We start from the raw sequence: 17,448 nt of genomic DNA, 5'->3' as shown, positions 1-17,448 counted from the left end.
TTACTTTGGTACGGTTATATAGTAAATAACGCTTTATAAAGGAGAATGAGGTTATGACGTTATCAAAAAAATTCACTACATCTTTAATTACTATTTCATTAGTTGCTTCATCCATCGTAGGTACAGCTTTTGCTTCTGAAACAACAAAATCAGATTCTAAAATAGCAGTGTCTGGAAATACAAAAAATCCAAAAAATATTATTTTCATGGTTGGAGATGGTATGGGTCCATCATATAACTCTGCTTATAGACATTTTGCTGATAATCCTGATACGAAAGAAATAGAACCAACTGCCTTTGATCGATATTTAACAGGTCAACAAAAAACTGACCCTAACGATCCAAAAGAAAATGTAACTGACTCAGCAGCTGGAGCAACCGCTTTTAGTACGGGTGTAAAAACATATAATGGTGCAATTAGTGTCGATGAAAACAAGAAGAAATTAAAAACAGTATTAGAACAAGCTAAAGAAAACAAGAAATCTACTGGCTTAGTTACAACTGCTGAAATCACTGATGCAACACCAGCAGCCTTTGCTTCGCATGTAGATAGTAGAGATAAGAAAGATGAAATTGCTAAACAATTTTATAATGAAAAAATCCACGGAGAGCATACTGTAGATGTGTTACTGGGTGGAGGTAAAAAATATTTTGATTCACGTAATGGTGACTTACAAAATAAATTCAAAAAAGATGGATATAAAGTAGTCCATGACAAAAAATCGTTACATAAAGATAATAGCGACCAAATTTTAGGATTATTTGCTGACGAAAATATGCCTTTACAAATTGATGCACCAAACAAAAATCCAAAACTCGTAGACATGCAAAAAGCCGCTATAGAACGACTTGAGAAAAACAAAAAAGGATTTTTCTTAATGGTTGAAGGCGCTTCAATAGACAAATCTGGACATCCAAACGATGTTACTGGTGTTATGTCTGAAATGAATGGCTTTGAAGATGCATTCAAAAACGCAACTTCTTACGCTAAATCACATCCAGATACGTTAGTTGTTGCAACTGCTGACCATTCTACTGGTGGAATGACAATTGGAAAAGGTAAAGATTACGTGTGGAATCCAGATGCAATAAAATCAATGAAACATTCTGGAAGTTTTATGACAGAACAAATAGCCAATAGCAAATCCCCTAAAAAAATCATCAAAGATGGATATGGATTTAAAGTAGATGGCAATCAAATTAAGGTAATTGAAAAAGAAGCTAAAAAATTATCTAAACTAAAAAAAGACAGCAGCGAATATGAAACACAATTCCAAGTATTACAAGATGCTGTTCAAAAGCCTATAAATGATAAATCACATACAGGCTGGACAACAAATGGTCACACTGGTGAAGATGTAAACATGTATGCTGCAGGTGCAAATTCAGACAAGTTCAAAGGCTTAATAGATAATACAGATAATGCCAAATACATTTTCTCATACTTGAAAAATAAATAATAATCCTATAGATTCAATTTCTATGACGTTTATTAATTACCTATATCAGAAAAAAGACGAAACTCACTTTTTATCGTGAATTTCGTCTTTTGTTTTATGTTTCAGAAACATTATCATTCTTCATTATTAAATATACAATAATCTCATGCCCTAAAAGATTAAGATACTATTATTTTATTGTTTCGCCGCTTCTAATTTTATCTGCCATTTCATTGAGTTTACGTAGTCTATGGTTTATACCTGATTTAGATATTTTTCCTGTACTCACCATTTCTCCTAATTCTTTGATAGATACATCTTGGTTATCTATTCTTAATTTCGCTACTTCTCGTAACCGATCCGGTAAATTATCGATTCCTATTTCTTTATCTATAAGTTTAATGCTTTCTACTTGTTTCATTGCAGCACTTACTGTTTTATTTAAATTAGCTGTTTCGCAATTAACTAATCTATTTACAGAATTTCTCATGTCACGAATAATTCTAACATCTTCAAATTTAAGTAATGCTTGATATCCACCAATTAAACTTAAAAAGTCAGCTATTTTTTCTGCTTCTTTTAAATAACTGATATAACCTTTTTTACGTTCTAACTGTTTAGCGTTTAAACCATATTGATTCATTAATGCTGTTAAATCCGCTGAATGTTCTTCATATAATGAAAAAATTTCAAGGTGATAAGAAGATGTTTCTGGATTATTTACTGATCCTCCTGCTAAAAACGCACCTCTTAAGTAACTTCTTTTACAACAATCTTTTTGTAAAATATCTTTATCTATTTCTTGTTTAAACATACCTTCTTGTAGTATACCTAGCTCATCTAATATTTCTTTAGCTTTTACTTTGATTCTACTGATATATATATTATTTTTTTTAAGTTTCATTTTCTTTCTTACTAATAATTCTACTTCCACTCCGAAGCATTTTTTTATGAGCGAAAATATACGGCGTGCTATCGCTGCATTTTCAGTTTGTACATTTATGACAAATTGTTGATTAGAAATACTCAAATTCCCATTCATTCTAATCAAAGCTGAAAGTTCTGCTTTTGCGCAACAATCATCTACTTCAATTCTTGTTAATTCATTTTTCATTTCTGAAGCAAAGCTCACAGCAGATCATCCTTTCTTAATTTATATGTACATAAAAATAATGATATGCCGAAAGACATATCATACGTTTTGTATCTATTTTATCTTACATGGAATAGCCGGGCGTATCAAGTTTTTCAACTTATACAATTGATTATTTTTTGGTAGCCTCTTTGATTACACCAAATAACAACATTATTAAACCAATTATTAAGAAACTTATACCTATTTGTTGATTTGCAATTAAACCAATAAGCAGAAATATACAACCTATTAATACCATCATGATTTGAACATTCTTCATCAACGATCACCTCTTTTTGAAAACCCTTACATTGATTCTACTTTATTTCTATATAAAAATATAGAGCGCGGGACAGAAATCTCAATTCTAAAAAAAGATTTCATTATCCTACCCTCTATATTTCAAATTTATTTGTCTATCTTATATTGTATTGTACTAATTTCTCGTAATGCTATTTCGTATATAAGTTGAGCAAGCACTTTATTATTATGTCTAATATATTGATGAGGCGTAATGCTCACTAAATTATTGTCGTGTATGCATTGTACACCCATCTCTTTTAATTTATCTCCATCAAAATGAACTTGCTTTGCATCTTCTTCTTCATATCTCATTAAAATATCTTTATTAAAGCGTTCATTTTGACAGATTACAAAATCGATAAATTCTTGGCCAACATGATCATGAATGGCTTTCACGTGGTCACTAACTGAATATCCAGTTGTTTCACCTTTTTGAGTCATAAGATTACATACATATAACCTTTCAGCATCAGTATGTATAATAGCGTCTTTAACTTTATCTAAAATCAAATTAGGTATTATACTTGTATACAGTGATCCTGGTCCCATAACGATTAAATCTGCTTCTTCTATTGCATCAATGGCTTCTTTCATTGGTTCAATATCTTCAGGTGTTAAAAAGACTTTTTCAATTTTTTTAGATGTTTTAGGGATATTAGATTCCCCTACTATAATTTCACCATCAGACATTACTGCATTTAATACAACACTTTTAGTTGTTGATGGAATGACTTGGCCTTTAATATTTAATATTTTACTTAACTCTTTAACTGCATGACCAAAATCATCCGTAATATTTGTCATTGCTGCTAATAATAAATTTCCAATTGAATGTCCACCAAATTTTTCTTCTTCAAAACGATGTTGAAAAAGTTCTTCTAACATAGGTTCAGTGTCACTTAGAGCTGCCAGCACATTTCTTATATCTCCAGGAGCAGGTATATCCATCACATCACGAATTCTACCTGTACTACCACCATCATCTGCCACCGTTACGATGGCTGTAATATCTATTGGAAACTTTTTCAGTCCTCTCGCTAAAACAGAAAGACCTGTTCCGCCTCCAATTAATACAACTTTTAATTTTTTCATTTTTTCTTTTTACTTTCAATATGTGCATCGCGATGTGACGTATACACAGCATAGTCAAAGTTTTCTTTAATATCTTCTCCTAAACGTTTTGCAAGTGCGACAGATCTATGTTGACCACCTGTACAACCAATTGCAATTGTTAATTGAGATTTACCTTCTTTTTTGTAGCCTGGCAACATAAACATTAATAGGTCACTAAACTTTTTATAAAATGTATTTGTTTCTTTCCATTTCATAACGTACTGATAAACTTCGTCATCTAATCCAGTCAACGGTCTTAATTCTTGTACATAATATGGATTAGGTAGAAATCTTACATCAAATACGATATCCGCATCAATCGGCATTCCGTGTTTGAAACCGAAACTTAACACCCTTACTTGGAATGTTGTAGAAGGGTCTTTTTCAAATGTTGCGTTCAACTCTTCTTTCAAAGCTTTCGGTTTCATTTCAGTCGTATCTATTACGAAGTTGCTTATACCTTTAATATCATTCAAGAGATCTCTTTCTTCTTCAATAGCAGATAATAAGCTACCCTTTTCACTTAAAGGATGGGTTCTTCTCGTTTCTTTATATCTTGAAATTAATTTTTTATCACTTGCTTCTAAAAATATAATATCTACGATAACTCTTTTTTCACTTTGTATAAAATCCAATTCTTTTCTTAAGTCACCAAAGAAATCTTTACCTCTTAAATCAATTCCAATTGCCACTTTTGATAAAGAAGGATTACCTTGATCCATTAAATCAACAAACTTTTGCAATAAAATTGGAGGTAAATTATCAACGCAAAAATATCCTAAATCTTCTAATGCTTGTAATGCGACAGATTTCCCCGCACCAGACATACCAGTAACTACAAGCAATTCATTTTTTACATTACTTTTGTCGGTAAGTTGCATAGCACTTCTCCTTTAACTATCATATGTATCTTAATCTTACATGATAATGCTATAAAAAACATTAAATAAATGGTCTATTTAAATCTATACCCGCCTTTTTAAACTATATCAAGTAAAGGAAAAATCATATATAAAAAGTGCTTGGGATTTAAATCCTAACTCAAAATAAATAAGCATATCTTACGATTTTGTACGTGCATGCTTGCCTACCTTATTATACAATCTTACGATTTTGTAAGTGCATGCTTGCCTAGGGGTATGGTTCGAGCCTGTAGTCTCTCACTCATACTATTCCCTCAGGCGTCATCACTTACAAAATCGTTGGAAATATTTATTTTTATATAGAAAACAGGTGTCTCTATGAGTTAGTTAAATGATTATCATTAAAATACTAGGATATTTATGTCAAAGGCAATTAATCTTAAGTGTCTGTATTCACATAAGTCGAGAGAAGTGTAACTATGGATGCCTATGTTAACACAAGTCAGTAGAAGTGTAAGCAAGTATGTCCATAGTCACATAAGTGGAAAGAAGTGTAACTAAGGATGTCTATATTTACACAAGTCGAGAGAAGTTTAACTAAGGGTATCTATATTCACACAAGTCGAGAGAAGTGTAAGCATGCGCATAAAAAAATGCCAACAAAGTCTATAGTTGTCACAATGATTTTCATAAAAAATAAAAGCAGGAATTCAATTTTAATAATGAATTCCTGCTCTTTATTAATTATATTAATTGTTCTTCGTCTTCAAGTGATTCAATATATGCTTGTGCATTTTGTGCTGCAATACTACCATCACCAGTTGCTGTAACGATTTGACGTAATGTTTTTTCACGAACATCGCCTGCTGCATATACACCAGGTACGTTAGTTTCCATTTCGTCATTTGTTTCAATATAACCGTTCTCATTCAATATACCTAATGATTCAAATGGTTTAGTCAATGGTTTCATACCAATATAAACAAACACACCATCAGCTTGATGTTCTGTTTCAGTACCATCTTCAGTAGAAACTAAAGTAACAGATCCTACTTTACCATCTTTTTCATTGATTGTTTTTAATGTTGTATTCCAAATAAAATCAATTTTTTCATTTTTAAATGCACGGTCTTGAATGATTTTTTGAGCTCTTAACTCATCTCTTCTATGAACGATTGTAACTTTGTCAGCGAATTTAGTTAAGAATATACCTTCTTCTACTGCTGAGTCTCCGCCACCAATTACATATAAGTTCTTACCTTTAAAGAATGCACCGTCACATACTGCACAATAACTTACACCACGGCCACCTAGTTCTTGTTCGCCTGGAACGCCGATTTTTTTGTATTCTGCACCTGTTGCAATAATGATAGCGTGCGCTGTTAATGATTTGTCTCCCATATTAACAACTTTATAAGAACCTTTATCTTCTATATTTTTTATGTCCCCATATTCATATTTAGCACCAAATTTTTGTGCATGTGTAAACATTTTAGTTGATAAATCTGGACCTGTAATTAAATCAAATCCTGGGAAGTTTTCTACATCTTCTGTATTTGCCATTTGTCCACCTGGCATACCGCGCTCTATCATTACAGTTGATAAATTTGCTCTTGAAGCATAAACAGCAGCTGTCATTCCTGCAGGGCCTGCTCCAACTATAATTACATCATAATCTACTTGTGTAGTCATTTATAAACTGCCTCCTCTTATTAATTCAGTAGAATTGTACATCAATATTTTTATTAAGTATAACTATATGCTCACTATAGCATCGATTGCTTTATTTAAGCGATACGTCGTTATATTGAATGAATTTTTAATTTCTTTTTTTGTTACTTTTATATTTAACATTTTCAAATAAATATAAACTGAGGCTGCTACATAATGATCAACTTGTTCTATTGATTCATTATCTGCTATTAACATCTCAGCATGCTCAATCCATGATACAAATAATTCTTTCCCATAATGTTGATATTCTGATTGTTCAATGAGTTTCATACCTTTATCAATAAAACCTAATTTATTAAGATGTAGATTTTGAAAAGTATACGTTATATATAACCTTTCATAGTCAGGTAGACTTTCTAAGACTTCCCATAATTCATGTGACATTACAAGTTCACGGTGCTTCATATGACCTATTAAAAATATGCCATACAATCTATACCTGTAGTCTTCATCTTTTAATAACGGTAATACATGGCTATCTAACATTTCTTTAAGTTCATCAATTTTCCAAGGTGGTAATTGACTATGATATTGTACACTATCTTCAAATTTTTGCCAATGTCTTTTCGCTTCTTCTTCAAAGCCTAAATGGTAGTAGTTATAACTTAATGCATGATGAAGTTGTGGCATTGAAGCTTGTGCTTTTTTCAAAAGTGGAACGAGCAACTCATTTGAAGGCTTGTGTTTTCCTAAATAGCTTAGAACAACACCTAACTTGAAGGATTCCTCATCGTTAATTGGATGTAATTTACTTAATTGCTTTAAATATTGTTGAAAGCGTTCTAACTGTTCCGTATTGTATAACAATAAAGTCATATGACATAAAGCATATATATCTGACGGATTATCTTCCAATATCGTTTGAAGTAACGCTTCTGCCTCTTCATATTGATTATTATAAAGCATCGACATCGCTTTTAAATTCATGATATGTTTGTCTTCTTGAATTGTTGCACGTTGTCTTTCTATATAATCATTTGCTTCTTGTAGCCTACCATTTGCAAATAAATATTGAAAAATATGTTGAATTACAAATCTTTCAGCCTCTTCTTCAACGACCGTTTGATTATCATATTTCACTTCGAACATTTGAATCATTTCTTCAAAATAATCTTGATCATCTTCTTCTGTTACATAGCGAAGCCCAAATAAAAATGCTTTATTAGGTTCGTTCGTCTTTATAAACATTTGACTCAAATAAAAATAATAATCTGTAACATAATTATCTTTTGCTATTTGATCATACATCATTTCTTCTGCTCTTGTAGTTTGGTTAAGTTCCACTAGACACTCAGTATAAGGTGGTATAATTACAAAATCATCAGGTGATTGTTCAAGTGCTTTTTTAAATAAAGACTCAGCATATACATATTCTTGTTCTCTCATTTTTTCCATTGCCTTATGATAGTAAAAGTCTTTATCAAACTTTACATGTATTATATTTGAATTGTCTCCCAACGATTAACTCACCACCTCTGTTTAAGTTGCATAGGATTGCCATATGCCATCATGCAATCGGGAACGTCTTTCGTAACGATTGTCCCACTAGCAATAGTCGCATTATTCCCTATATTAACACCTGCTAGTACCGTTGCATTTGCTCCGATTAATACATTGTTCCCTATATTCACATTCCCAATTCTATATTCTTCTACTAAATATTCATGACATAGAATGGTAGCGTTGTAACCTATAATACAATTTTTACCGATTGTGATTAACTCTGGATACATGATGTCAGGTGTAGCTTTAAATGCAAAAGCTGTCTCTTGACCAATTTTCATATTCAACCCTTTTCTGTATATGAAATGCTTCCATTTAACACTCGGCATATATCTACTAAGTTCAATGATAATAACATTTTTCAGCACTTTTATAAAACGTATTGTTTCGTACATTTTCCATAATGGGTTTGCCCCAGATACTTTTTTAGTTTTTAATGCTCTCACATAAACACTTCTTTCAGTTTAGTTATGATAATAACCTTTAACATCTCTGAATTTTTTCGGATTATAGCGTATTCTTCTATAAATAATACACGCTATTGAAACAACAATGATAACAATCGAAATCACTTGAGCGATTCTTAAGTTTTCTGTAAGCATTAAACTATCCGTTCTTAAACCTTCAATAAAGAACCTACCAATTGAATAATAAATTAAATAAGCAAAGAAAGTCTCACCAATTTTCAATTGTGGACGTATTAATAATAATAAAATAAAACCAACTATATTCCAGACAGATTCGTATAAGAATGTTGGATGATAATAAATACCATCTATTTGCATATGGTTAATTATAAATTCTGGTATATGTAAATTTTCAAGGAAACTACGTGATACAGGACCACCATGTGCTTCTTGATTCATGAAATTTCCCCATCTTCCGATAGCTTGTGCCAATATAATACTTGGTGCCACAATATCAACCATTTGGAAAAATGATAAATTTTTCATTCTACATATTATGAATCCAGTTATAAACGCTCCAATTAACCCACCATGAATTGCAATTCCGCCGTTCATAATAAGTGGTATCTCTACTAAATGCTGACTATAATAACCCCACTCAAATGCTACATAATAAATCCTTGCGCATATTATTGCCATAACAACGCACCAAATAATTAAATCAATTAATGTTTCTTCCTTTATTCCAACTTTTTTCGCCGTTCTTTGAGCTAATAGATAGCCGATTAAGATACCTGAAGCAATAATGATGCCATACCATCTTATTGCTAGAGGTCCTAATTGTATCGCTACTGGGTCAATACCTAACACACCCATTATTCATTCTCCTTACGTGCATTTTTCAAAATTTCTGCATTAAGTCGATTATTAAATTCCTCTGCAGTATTAATACCCATGTTGTTTAATCGATAATTCATTGCAGCAACTTCGATAATAACAGCTAAGTTTCTACCCGGTCTAACAGGAATGGTTTTCTTTGTAATCTTAGAATCTAATATTTTTAAAGTTTCTTCATTTAATCCAACTCGGTCATAAATCTTTTCTTTATTCCAAGTTTCAAGATTAATATTCAGCTTAATTCTTTTCTCCATTAATATAGATCCAGCTCCAAATAAAGTCATAACATTAATAATGCCAAGTCCTCTTATTTCAAGCAGATGTTCAATTATTTTTGGCGCTTTGCCAATTAGTTCATTCTTATTAATTTCTTTAATTTCGACATTATCATCTGCTACAAGTCTGTGTCCACGTTTTACAAGTTCTAGTGCAGTTTCACTTTTACCAACACCACTATCTCCCGTAATAAGAACACCAACACCATACACATCAACTAATACACCATGTAAAGAAGTTTCAGGCGCTAATTCTCTTTCTAAATATCCAGTTACTTGACCCATTAATTTCGTCGTTGAAGATTCACTTTTTAGAAGCGGTGTATTGGTCTCATTACAACTTTGGATTAATTCTTCTGGAGCATCTAATCCACGCGTAATAATAATTGCTGGTGTTTCAGGACGGCATAATTTAGCCATTCTACCTTGTTTTTCTTCATCTGGTAATAAATTATAAAATGATAATTCAGTTGTACCTAATACTTGAATTCGGTCAGATGAGTAATGCGAAAAATACCCCGCCATCTCTAAGCCAGGGCGTGATAAATCAGTCTCAGTTATTTTACGATGTAGTCCTACTTTACCTGCAAGGACTTCCATATTAAATTGTTCTATTAATTTACTACTTGATATCATAGGGTTCACCTCTAGGTTAATATATATTAATTCTAATGAACTTTAACAATAACTGCAATCATTATAAATATTAGGACAGTATCTTTAAGGGGACATAATTCTGAGTAATGTCCGTATGAGGTACTGTTAGGGACATAATTCTGAGTAATGTCCGTATGAGGTGCTGTCTCTATGGAGCATTATTCAGAATTTTGCCAGTTAGAACTTTCTAAGGAGCATTATTCGGAATTCTGCTAGTTAGAACTTTCTAAGGAGCATTATTTAGTATTCAATACACAAAAATTCTCCCAGTCCATTAAATATATAACAGACTGGGAGAATTTACTTGTGAAAAGGACCAGTGTCCCTTTGATTATTGATTAAATACCAGTATTTTGATCATTATTTTTATTGAATGATCTTATAATATTTTTTAAAGATTCGTCTAGTTGTTGTATTGGGTCTTGGTCAGTTGTTTCTCTATCGTTAAACTGTTTATCAAATTCAGTTTTACCTGATTTAGCAGTTGTTTTAACTTTACTCAACAAATCTTCAAATAAATTTTCTACATTTTCTTTAGATTTACTTGTGAAAGCTGAAGCATTCTTTTGATTATTTGAAGTTACTTCAAGTAATTTCACCGCTTCATCTACTGTTACTTTACCACTTTCAATAAGGTCTAATATCTTTAATTGTACTTCGTTCATATAATTCCCTCCCGGTTTATGTTCGATCTCTCTCTAGGATCGGTTTTAAATATTTACCAGTATAAGATGCGTCTACTTTCACTATATCTTCTGGTGTTCCAGTTGCGATAATTTCACCGCCACCATCTCCACCTTCAGGACCTAAGTCAATGATATAGTCAGCTGTTTTAATGACATCTAAATTATGTTCTATAATTATGACAGAGTCACCATTTTCAACAAGTCTATTCAATACACTTAACAAGCGTTTAATATCATCTACATGCAAACCAGTTGTTGGTTCATCAAGAATGTATAACGACTTACCGTTTGAGCGTCTATGAAGCTCTGATGCTAGTTTAACACGTTGTGCTTCACCGCCTGATAATGTTGTTGCTGGTTGACCTAATTTAACATATCCAAGACCAACATCAACGATAGTTTTTAACTTTCTATTTATCTTCGGTAAACTTTCAAAAAAGTGATAAGCATCTTCTACAGTCATTTCTAACACATCAGAAATACTTTTGCCTTTGTAAGTTACTTCTAATGTTTCTCTATTATACCTTTTTCCATCACAAACTTCACATGGTACGTATACATCTGGTAGAAAATGCATTTCGATTTTAATAATACCGTCACCTTTACAAGCTTCACAACGGCCACCTTTAACATTAAAACTAAATCTACCTTTTTGATAGCCTCTAACTTTTGCTTCATTAGTTTGACTAAACACATCTCTAATGTCATCAAACACGCCTGTATATGTTGCTGGATTCGAACGTGGTGTTCTACCAATTGGAGATTGGTCGATGTCTATAATTTTTTCTATTTCTTTAACACCTTTGATAGATTTGTGAACACCAGGTTTTGTTTTAGTATTATACAATTGTTTTTGTAAGCCTTTATATAATACTTCATTTACTAATGAACTTTTACCTGAACCTGAAACACCCGTAACACATGTCAATACTGACAATGGGAAATCCACATCAATATTTTTCAAGTTATTACTTGTAGCACCTTTAACAGATATTTTTCGTTTTGTTATTTTTCTTCGTTCTGAAGGTACAAATACTTTTTCTTTACCACTTAAATATCGACCAGTTAATGAATTTTCATTGTTCATTACTTCTTCTGGTGTACCACTCGCCACAACTTGACCACCTTGGACCCCAGCTTTCGGACCAATATCGACTAAATAATCTGCAGCTTTCATTGTATCTTCATCATGTTCAACAACGATTAAAGTATTACCCATATCTCTCATGGATTTCAATGTATCGATTAAACGATCATTGTCTCTTTGATGAAGCCCAATTGAAGGCTCATCCAACACATATAATACACCTGACAATCTTGATCCAATTTGTGTTGCTAATCTGATACGTTGCGCTTCACCACCTGATAGTGTTCCTGAAGCACGATTCAATGTTAAGTATTCTAAACCAACATTATTTAGGAATGATAATCTTTCATGTATTTCTTTTAAAATAAGTTTAGCAATTTTTTGTTCTCTTTCATCTAAATTCAAATGATCAAAGTGTTCAATTGCATTATAAATTGAATATCTCACAACTTCGCCAATATGTTGTCCATCAATTTTAACTGATAATACTTTTTCATTTAATCGATAGCCATCACATGTTTCACATGTTTTTTCGACCATATATTTTTGCATTACTTCTCTTACGTATTCTGATGGTGAATCATGATAACGTCTTTCAATGTTATTTAACACACCTTCAAAAGCCATTGTTCTCGTTCGATTAGTTTTAACGCCATAATCTTGATTAAATTTAAATTCAATTTCATCTTCATGTCCGCGTAGGATGATGTTCTTTTCTTTTTTAGTTAGCTTATTAAAAGGTTTATCCATATCAATTTTAAAATGTTCACATGCTTGTTTTAATAAAGTTGGATAATAATTCGAACTAATTGGTTGCCAAGGTAATAAAGCTCCCTCATTCAAACTTAAAGTATTATCTGGTACAACTAAATCTATATCTACAGTTAATTTACTACCTAATCCATCACAAGATGGGCAAGCACCAAATGGGTTATTAAATGAGAACATTCTAGGTTCTAATTGATCTACCGAAAATCCACAAATAGGACATGCATGATGTTCAGAAAATTTAATTTCATCACCATCAATAATATCTGCAATTGCATTTCCTTCAGCTAATTCTAATGCTGTTTGTAATGAATCAGCTAATCTCGCTTCTATACCCGGTTTAATAACTAGTCTATCTATTACAACATCAATTGAATGATTTTGATTTTTATTTAGTTCTGGAACATCGTCTACATCTAAAATATCACCATCAACTTTTAATCTTGCATAACCTTTTTTAGCAATGTCATCGATTAATTTTTTATGCGTACCTTTACGGCCTGAAACTATTGGAGACAGAATTTGTATTTTAGTTCTTTCTTCTAACTCCATAACTTGATCGACCATTTGTTGTACAGTTTGTGATTTAATTTCAATACCATGGTTGGGACAAATTGGTCTACCAACTCTGGCATATAACAATCTTAAATAATCGTATATTTCTGTTACCGTTGCTACCGTTGATCTAGGATTTTTGCTTGTAGTCTTTTGATCTATTGATATTGCCGGAGATAGGCCTTCAATTAAATCTACATCTGGTTTATCCATTTGCCCTAAAAATTGTCTAGCATATGCACTTAAAGATTCAACATATCTTCTTTGACCTTCAGCATAAATTGTATCAAACGCTAATGATGACTTTCCTGAACCTGATAAACCAGTCATAACAATAAGTTGATCTTTTGGTATTTCAATATCTATATCTTTTAAATTATGTGCTCTTGCACCTTTTACGATGATGGATTTGTTTTTCATCTCAGTCACCTTTCTGCTTTTAATTCAAATAGTATGTCTCGTAATTCAGATGCACGCTCGAAGTCTAAATCCTTCGCTGCATCTTTCATTTCTTTCTCTATGCGCTCGATTGTCTTTTCTCTTTCTTTTTTCGTGAGTTTCTTCGGTGCTTTTTTCTTATCTTTTTCGTTTACTTCATCTGTATCTACAGTTGCTGAGATTACATCGCGAATTTTTTTATTAATTGTTTGTGGTGTAATACCATGTTCTTCGTTATAGGCTTGTTGTGTTTCACGTCTTCTATTAGTTTCATCTAATGCTGTTCTCATTGAATCAGTAATTTTGTCTGCATACATAATTACTTTACCTTTATCATTACGTGCTGCTCGTCCGATTGTTTGTATAAGTGAACGTTCTGATCTTAAGAAACCTTCTTTATCGGCATCTAAAATAGTTACTAATGATACTTCAGGTATATCTAAACCTTCACGAAGCAAGTTTATACCGACTAATACATCGTAAACACCCAATCTTAAATCTCGAATAATTTCTATCCGCTCTAATGTTTTTATTTCAGAGTGTAAGTAATTTACTTTGACACCCGCTTCTTTCAAATAAGTCGTTAAATCTTCACTCATTTTTTTCGTTAATGTTGTAATTAATACGCGTTCATTTCTTTCGACACGTTCATTAATTTCAGCCATTAAATCATCAATTTGATTTTCACTTGGTCTAACTTCTATTATCGGATCTAACAATCCAGTAGGACGAATGATTTGTTCAACCATTTCATCAGTATGTTCAATTTCATAAGGACCTGGAGTTGCTGAAACGTAAACGAGTTGTTTTGTTTTTTGATCAAATTCTTCAAATTTAAGTGGTCTATTATCTAACGCACTTGGTAGTCTAAATCCATGTTCAACCAAAACACCTTTTCTAGCTTGGTCTCCGTTATACATCCCTCTAATTTGAGGAATCGTAACATGTGATTCATCAATCATAACAAGCCAATCATCACCAAAATAATCCATTAAAGTGTAAGGTGTTGATCCTTTAGGTCTTAAAGTTAAATGAACTGAGTAGTTCTCAATTCCTGAGCAAAATCCCATTTCTCTCATCATTTCTAAATCATAATTCGTTCTTTGCTCTAAACGTTGTGCTTCTAATAATTTATTATCTTTTCTAAGATCCTCTAATCGTTCTTTAAGTTCTTTTTCAATACGTTCAATTGCTTCTTTCATCTTTTCTTCACGAGTTACGAAGTGAGATGCCGGATAAAATAAAAAATGCTCTCTTTCAGCAATAACTTCACCCGTTAAATAGTTCACTTCTCTAATTCGGTCAATTTCGTCACCAAAAAATTCAACTCTCACACATAATTCATCTCTTGATGCAGGAAATATTTCAACTACATCTCCTCTTACCCTAAAAGTTCCGCGTCTAAAATCGATATCATTTCTTGAATATTGGTTATCGACAAGCTTTCTTAATAATTCATTACGTTCCATTTCCATTCCTACACGTGTACTTACAACTAAATCTTTATATTCTTCTGGGTTACCTAAACCATAAATACAGCTGACACTTGCTATAACAATAACATCATCTCGTTCAAATAATGCACTTGTAGCAGAATGTCGTAATTTATCTATTTCATCATTTATTGATGCATCTTTTTCTATGAATGTATCTGTTTGAGGTACATATGCTTCTGGTTGATAATAATCATAATAACTTACAAAGTATTCAACTCTATTTTCAGGAAAGAATTCTTTAAACTCACTATATAATTGGCCAGCCAATGTTTTATTATGTGCAATTATAAGTGTTGGTTTTCCAACTTCTTTAATAACATTACTCATAGTGAACGTTTTACCTGTTCCTGTTGCACCTAATAATGTTTGATGTCTTTTTCCATCTTTTATACCTTTAACGAGTGATTTTATTGCTTCAGGCTGATCTCCTTGAGGTGAATAATCTGAATGTATTTTAAAAGGAAAATGCTGCATAGTAACCTCCTTAAATTTTGTAATATATAAATATATTTTATCAAAAATTTGTAAAAATGACCAAACATTTGTTCGTTTAATTGTTATTAAATACAAATAAGAGGAAAAATCATATTGATTAATCCTCTTTACTATCTTGATTCAATTTTATCGATTTCGAGTGAATCCACTATATAAAAGCCTATTACTAAACTTACAACATCTAATAGGATAATCACTTCATCATTAAAGAAGCCTTTATAAACAGAAACACCAATTGTTATACTGGATACGAGTAATCCAATCCATTTATTTTGAGCAATTTGTGTAAAAATAATAACCATTAAACAAGGGAGAAACAAAGCTAGAATCGGCCAAATCATTCAACTCACTAACTCCTTTTTGTTTCACGTTTTTCAAGAATTGTCATTGTTATTTCTCTTAATTCCGAACGTGGAATAAATTTTTCTTGTAGCATATCAGGTATAATATGCTGTATAAAATCTTGTACAGATGACAAATGATCAAATTGCATAATCGTTTCTAATGAACTTTCATATATTTCAAAGAATAATGGTTCTGGGTTTCTTTTTTGTATCTCACCAAAAGATTCATATAATAAGTCGATTTTATCTGCAACACTAAGTATTTGCCCTTCTATACTATCATCCTTGCCTTCTTGCAATCTATGTCTATATATCTCTTGATACTGCTCTGGAAATTCTTCAGTTATAAATTTATCTATCATTTCTTCCTCAACTTGAGAAAATAATTTTTTAATTTCATAAGAGGCATATTTAACAGGTGTTTTGATATCACCAGTAAATATTTCAGGATAGTCATGGTTCAATGCTTTTTCGTATACAAGTTTCCAGTCTATTTCTTGACCATTTTGTTCTTCAACTGTCGCCAAATATTGGGCGATTTTTGTTACTTTAAACGAGTGAGCTGCAACGTTATGGTCTTGATATTTAAATTTACCTGGACATCTCACTAATTTTTCCAAGTCAGATAAACTTTTAAAATATTGATGTACCCCCATTAATTTTCCTCCTTAACTTGTGTAACTAAGTTGTTCAGTGTCTTCTCAGATAATTCACCTAAATACACTTTTTTTATTTTGCCGTTTTTATCTACGAATAATGTCGTAGGGATATTATATGATTTAAATTTCTTAAGAAAATCATCTTCTGCAATATAAACATTATAGTTTACATTTACATCATTAATTAATTGTTCAGCTGATTTACGTTTATCTTTTACGTTTAAACCAATCAGCTCGACACCATTTTCTTTATTTTTTGCATATTTAACAAGTTCAGGCATTTCTCTTTTACAAGGATCACACCAAGAAGCAAACAAATTAATAATAGTTATATCATTTTTAGAAGTAACTTCTTTTAAATTTGTAGCCTTTTGCGTTGTAAATTTCTTAACTGTTTCATCATTTACATTTAAGCCTGTTGCAGGATGACTGTTTTGAAATGACTTCTTACCTTGTTGTTCTTTAAACTGTTCTTTAGTTTGAAACTTATTAATATCAAGTACTTTATATACACTAATACCGATTAAGCTTATTAAAAATAATACTAGTATGATTTTTAACCATTTTTTCATGTTTTCAAACCTCAATACACTT

Annotated in this window: 16 protein-coding genes; 1 reads left to right on the top strand and 15 read right to left on the bottom strand. The window is 31.6% G+C overall.

From position 1 onward, the window contains the following. Window positions 1-53: 53 nt before the first annotated feature. Window positions 54-1,460 (top strand): alkaline phosphatase, encoded by a 1,407-nt coding sequence (locus tag LQ608_RS05090; RefSeq protein ID WP_239750404.1) that lies wholly within the window; start codon window positions 54-56, stop codon window positions 1,458-1,460. Window positions 1,461-1,629: 169 nt separating this feature from the next. Here LQ608_RS05090 and whiA read toward each other — a convergent pair whose 3' ends face one another. From whiA to LQ608_RS05015, 15 genes are all read right to left on the bottom strand, one after another. Next, on the bottom strand, window positions 1,630-2,571 hold the full coding sequence (gene whiA / locus LQ608_RS05085; protein WP_078357406.1) for a DNA-binding protein WhiA: 942 nt from the start codon (window positions 2,569-2,571) through the stop codon (window positions 1,630-1,632). A gap of 133 nt (window positions 2,572-2,704) precedes the next feature. Next, entirely contained in the window at window positions 2,705-2,854 is a 150-nt protein-coding gene (locus LQ608_RS05080; RefSeq protein ID WP_170167672.1) for a hypothetical protein, read from the bottom strand. Window positions 2,855-2,982: 128 nt separating this feature from the next. After that, a complete protein-coding gene (locus LQ608_RS05075) occupies window positions 2,983-3,969 on the bottom strand; it encodes a gluconeogenesis factor YvcK family protein (protein ID WP_239750402.1) in 987 nt (328 codons plus the stop codon). Continuing rightward, window positions 3,966-4,871: an RNase adapter RapZ gene (rapZ, locus tag LQ608_RS05070; protein ID WP_078357404.1), complete on the bottom strand. Its 906-nt coding sequence runs from the start codon at window positions 4,869-4,871 to the stop codon at window positions 3,966-3,968. Before rapZ ends, LQ608_RS05075 begins: the two co-directional genes overlap by 4 nt. Before the next feature lie 726 nt (window positions 4,872-5,597). Next, window positions 5,598-6,545 carry a thioredoxin-disulfide reductase gene (gene trxB, locus LQ608_RS05065; protein WP_239750400.1) on the bottom strand — a complete coding sequence of 316 codons (948 nt, stop codon included), beginning with the start codon at window positions 6,543-6,545 and terminating at the stop codon, window positions 5,598-5,600. 63 nt (window positions 6,546-6,608) lie between these two features. Further along, the gene (locus LQ608_RS05060) at window positions 6,609-8,045 is read right to left on the bottom strand and encodes a tetratricopeptide repeat protein (RefSeq protein ID WP_239750393.1); all 1,437 of its coding nucleotides are present in this window, start codon (window positions 8,043-8,045) and stop codon (window positions 6,609-6,611) included. Between the two features lie 8 nt (window positions 8,046-8,053). After that, window positions 8,054-8,536 (bottom strand): acyltransferase, encoded by a 483-nt coding sequence (locus LQ608_RS05055; protein WP_345773099.1) that lies wholly within the window; start codon window positions 8,534-8,536, stop codon window positions 8,054-8,056. Between the two features lie 18 nt (window positions 8,537-8,554). Further along, window positions 8,555-9,373 carry a prolipoprotein diacylglyceryl transferase gene (lgt, locus tag LQ608_RS05050; protein WP_239750388.1) on the bottom strand — a complete coding sequence of 273 codons (819 nt, stop codon included), beginning with the start codon at window positions 9,371-9,373 and terminating at the stop codon, window positions 8,555-8,557. Continuing rightward, on the bottom strand, window positions 9,373-10,305 hold the full coding sequence (gene hprK, locus LQ608_RS05045) for an HPr(Ser) kinase/phosphatase (protein ID WP_078357399.1): 933 nt from the start codon (window positions 10,303-10,305) through the stop codon (window positions 9,373-9,375). The genes lgt and hprK overlap by 1 nt, the downstream gene beginning before the upstream one ends. A 359-nt stretch (window positions 10,306-10,664) precedes the next feature. After that, window positions 10,665-10,991, bottom strand: coding sequence for a hypothetical protein (locus LQ608_RS05040; RefSeq protein WP_239750380.1), 327 nt, complete (start codon window positions 10,989-10,991; stop codon window positions 10,665-10,667). Window positions 10,992-11,007: 16 nt separating this feature from the next. Then, window positions 11,008-13,842, bottom strand: coding sequence for an excinuclease ABC subunit UvrA (gene uvrA / locus LQ608_RS05035; protein WP_239750378.1), 2,835 nt, complete (start codon window positions 13,840-13,842; stop codon window positions 11,008-11,010). Between the two features lie 5 nt (window positions 13,843-13,847). After that, on the bottom strand, window positions 13,848-15,830 hold the full coding sequence (gene uvrB / locus LQ608_RS05030) for an excinuclease ABC subunit UvrB (RefSeq protein WP_239750371.1): 1,983 nt from the start codon (window positions 15,828-15,830) through the stop codon (window positions 13,848-13,850). A gap of 131 nt (window positions 15,831-15,961) precedes the next feature. Then, the gene (locus LQ608_RS05025; protein WP_239750370.1) at window positions 15,962-16,192 is read right to left on the bottom strand and encodes a DUF2198 family protein; all 231 of its coding nucleotides are present in this window, start codon (window positions 16,190-16,192) and stop codon (window positions 15,962-15,964) included. Window positions 16,193-16,200: 8 nt separating this feature from the next. After that, complete coding sequence (locus LQ608_RS05020; protein ID WP_239750369.1) at window positions 16,201-16,851, bottom strand: HD domain-containing protein; 651 nt, start codon at window positions 16,849-16,851, stop codon at window positions 16,201-16,203. Then, a complete protein-coding gene (locus LQ608_RS05015; protein ID WP_078357394.1) occupies window positions 16,851-17,426 on the bottom strand; it encodes a TlpA family protein disulfide reductase in 576 nt (191 codons plus the stop codon). Before LQ608_RS05015 ends, LQ608_RS05020 begins: the two co-directional genes overlap by 1 nt. Window positions 17,427-17,448: the final 22 nt, after the last annotated feature.

Origin of the sequence: Mammaliicoccus sp. H-M34 (assembly GCF_022386495.1) — a bacterium.
GTDB classification, from domain to species: domain Bacteria; phylum Bacillota; class Bacilli; order Staphylococcales; family Staphylococcaceae; genus Mammaliicoccus; species Mammaliicoccus fleurettii.
Note: the sequence above shows the minus strand (reverse complement) of the source record. Positions and strands in the feature narration are given on the sequence as shown.

Coding starts and splice junctions, on each gene's coding strand:
- LQ608_RS05080 (WP_170167672.1), bottom strand. CDS start 2,854: ATGAAGAATGTTCAAATCATGATGGTATTAATAGGTTGTATATTTCTG.
- uvrB (WP_239750371.1), bottom strand. CDS start 15,830: ATGCAGCATTTTCCTTTTAAAATACATTCAGATTATTCACCTCAAGGA.
- trxB (WP_239750400.1), bottom strand. CDS start 6,545: ATGACTACACAAGTAGATTATGATGTAATTATAGTTGGAGCAGGCCCT.
- LQ608_RS05015 (WP_078357394.1), bottom strand. CDS start 17,426: ATGAAAAAATGGTTAAAAATCATACTAGTATTATTTTTAATAAGCTTA.
- hprK (WP_078357399.1), bottom strand. CDS start 10,305: ATGATATCAAGTAGTAAATTAATAGAACAATTTAATATGGAAGTCCTT.
- rapZ (WP_078357404.1), bottom strand. CDS start 4,871: ATGCAACTTACCGACAAAAGTAATGTAAAAAATGAATTGCTTGTAGTT.
- LQ608_RS05090 (WP_239750404.1), top strand. CDS start 54: ATGACGTTATCAAAAAAATTCACTACATCTTTAATTACTATTTCATTA.
- LQ608_RS05020 (WP_239750369.1), bottom strand. CDS start 16,851: ATGGGGGTACATCAATATTTTAAAAGTTTATCTGACTTGGAAAAATTA.
- uvrA (WP_239750378.1), bottom strand. CDS start 13,842: ATGAAAAACAAATCCATCATCGTAAAAGGTGCAAGAGCACATAATTTA.
- LQ608_RS05040 (WP_239750380.1), bottom strand. CDS start 10,991: ATGAACGAAGTACAATTAAAGATATTAGACCTTATTGAAAGTGGTAAA.
- lgt (WP_239750388.1), bottom strand. CDS start 9,373: ATGGGTGTGTTAGGTATTGACCCAGTAGCGATACAATTAGGACCTCTA.
- LQ608_RS05025 (WP_239750370.1), bottom strand. CDS start 16,192: ATGATTTGGCCGATTCTAGCTTTGTTTCTCCCTTGTTTAATGGTTATT.
- LQ608_RS05075 (WP_239750402.1), bottom strand. CDS start 3,969: ATGAAAAAATTAAAAGTTGTATTAATTGGAGGCGGAACAGGTCTTTCT.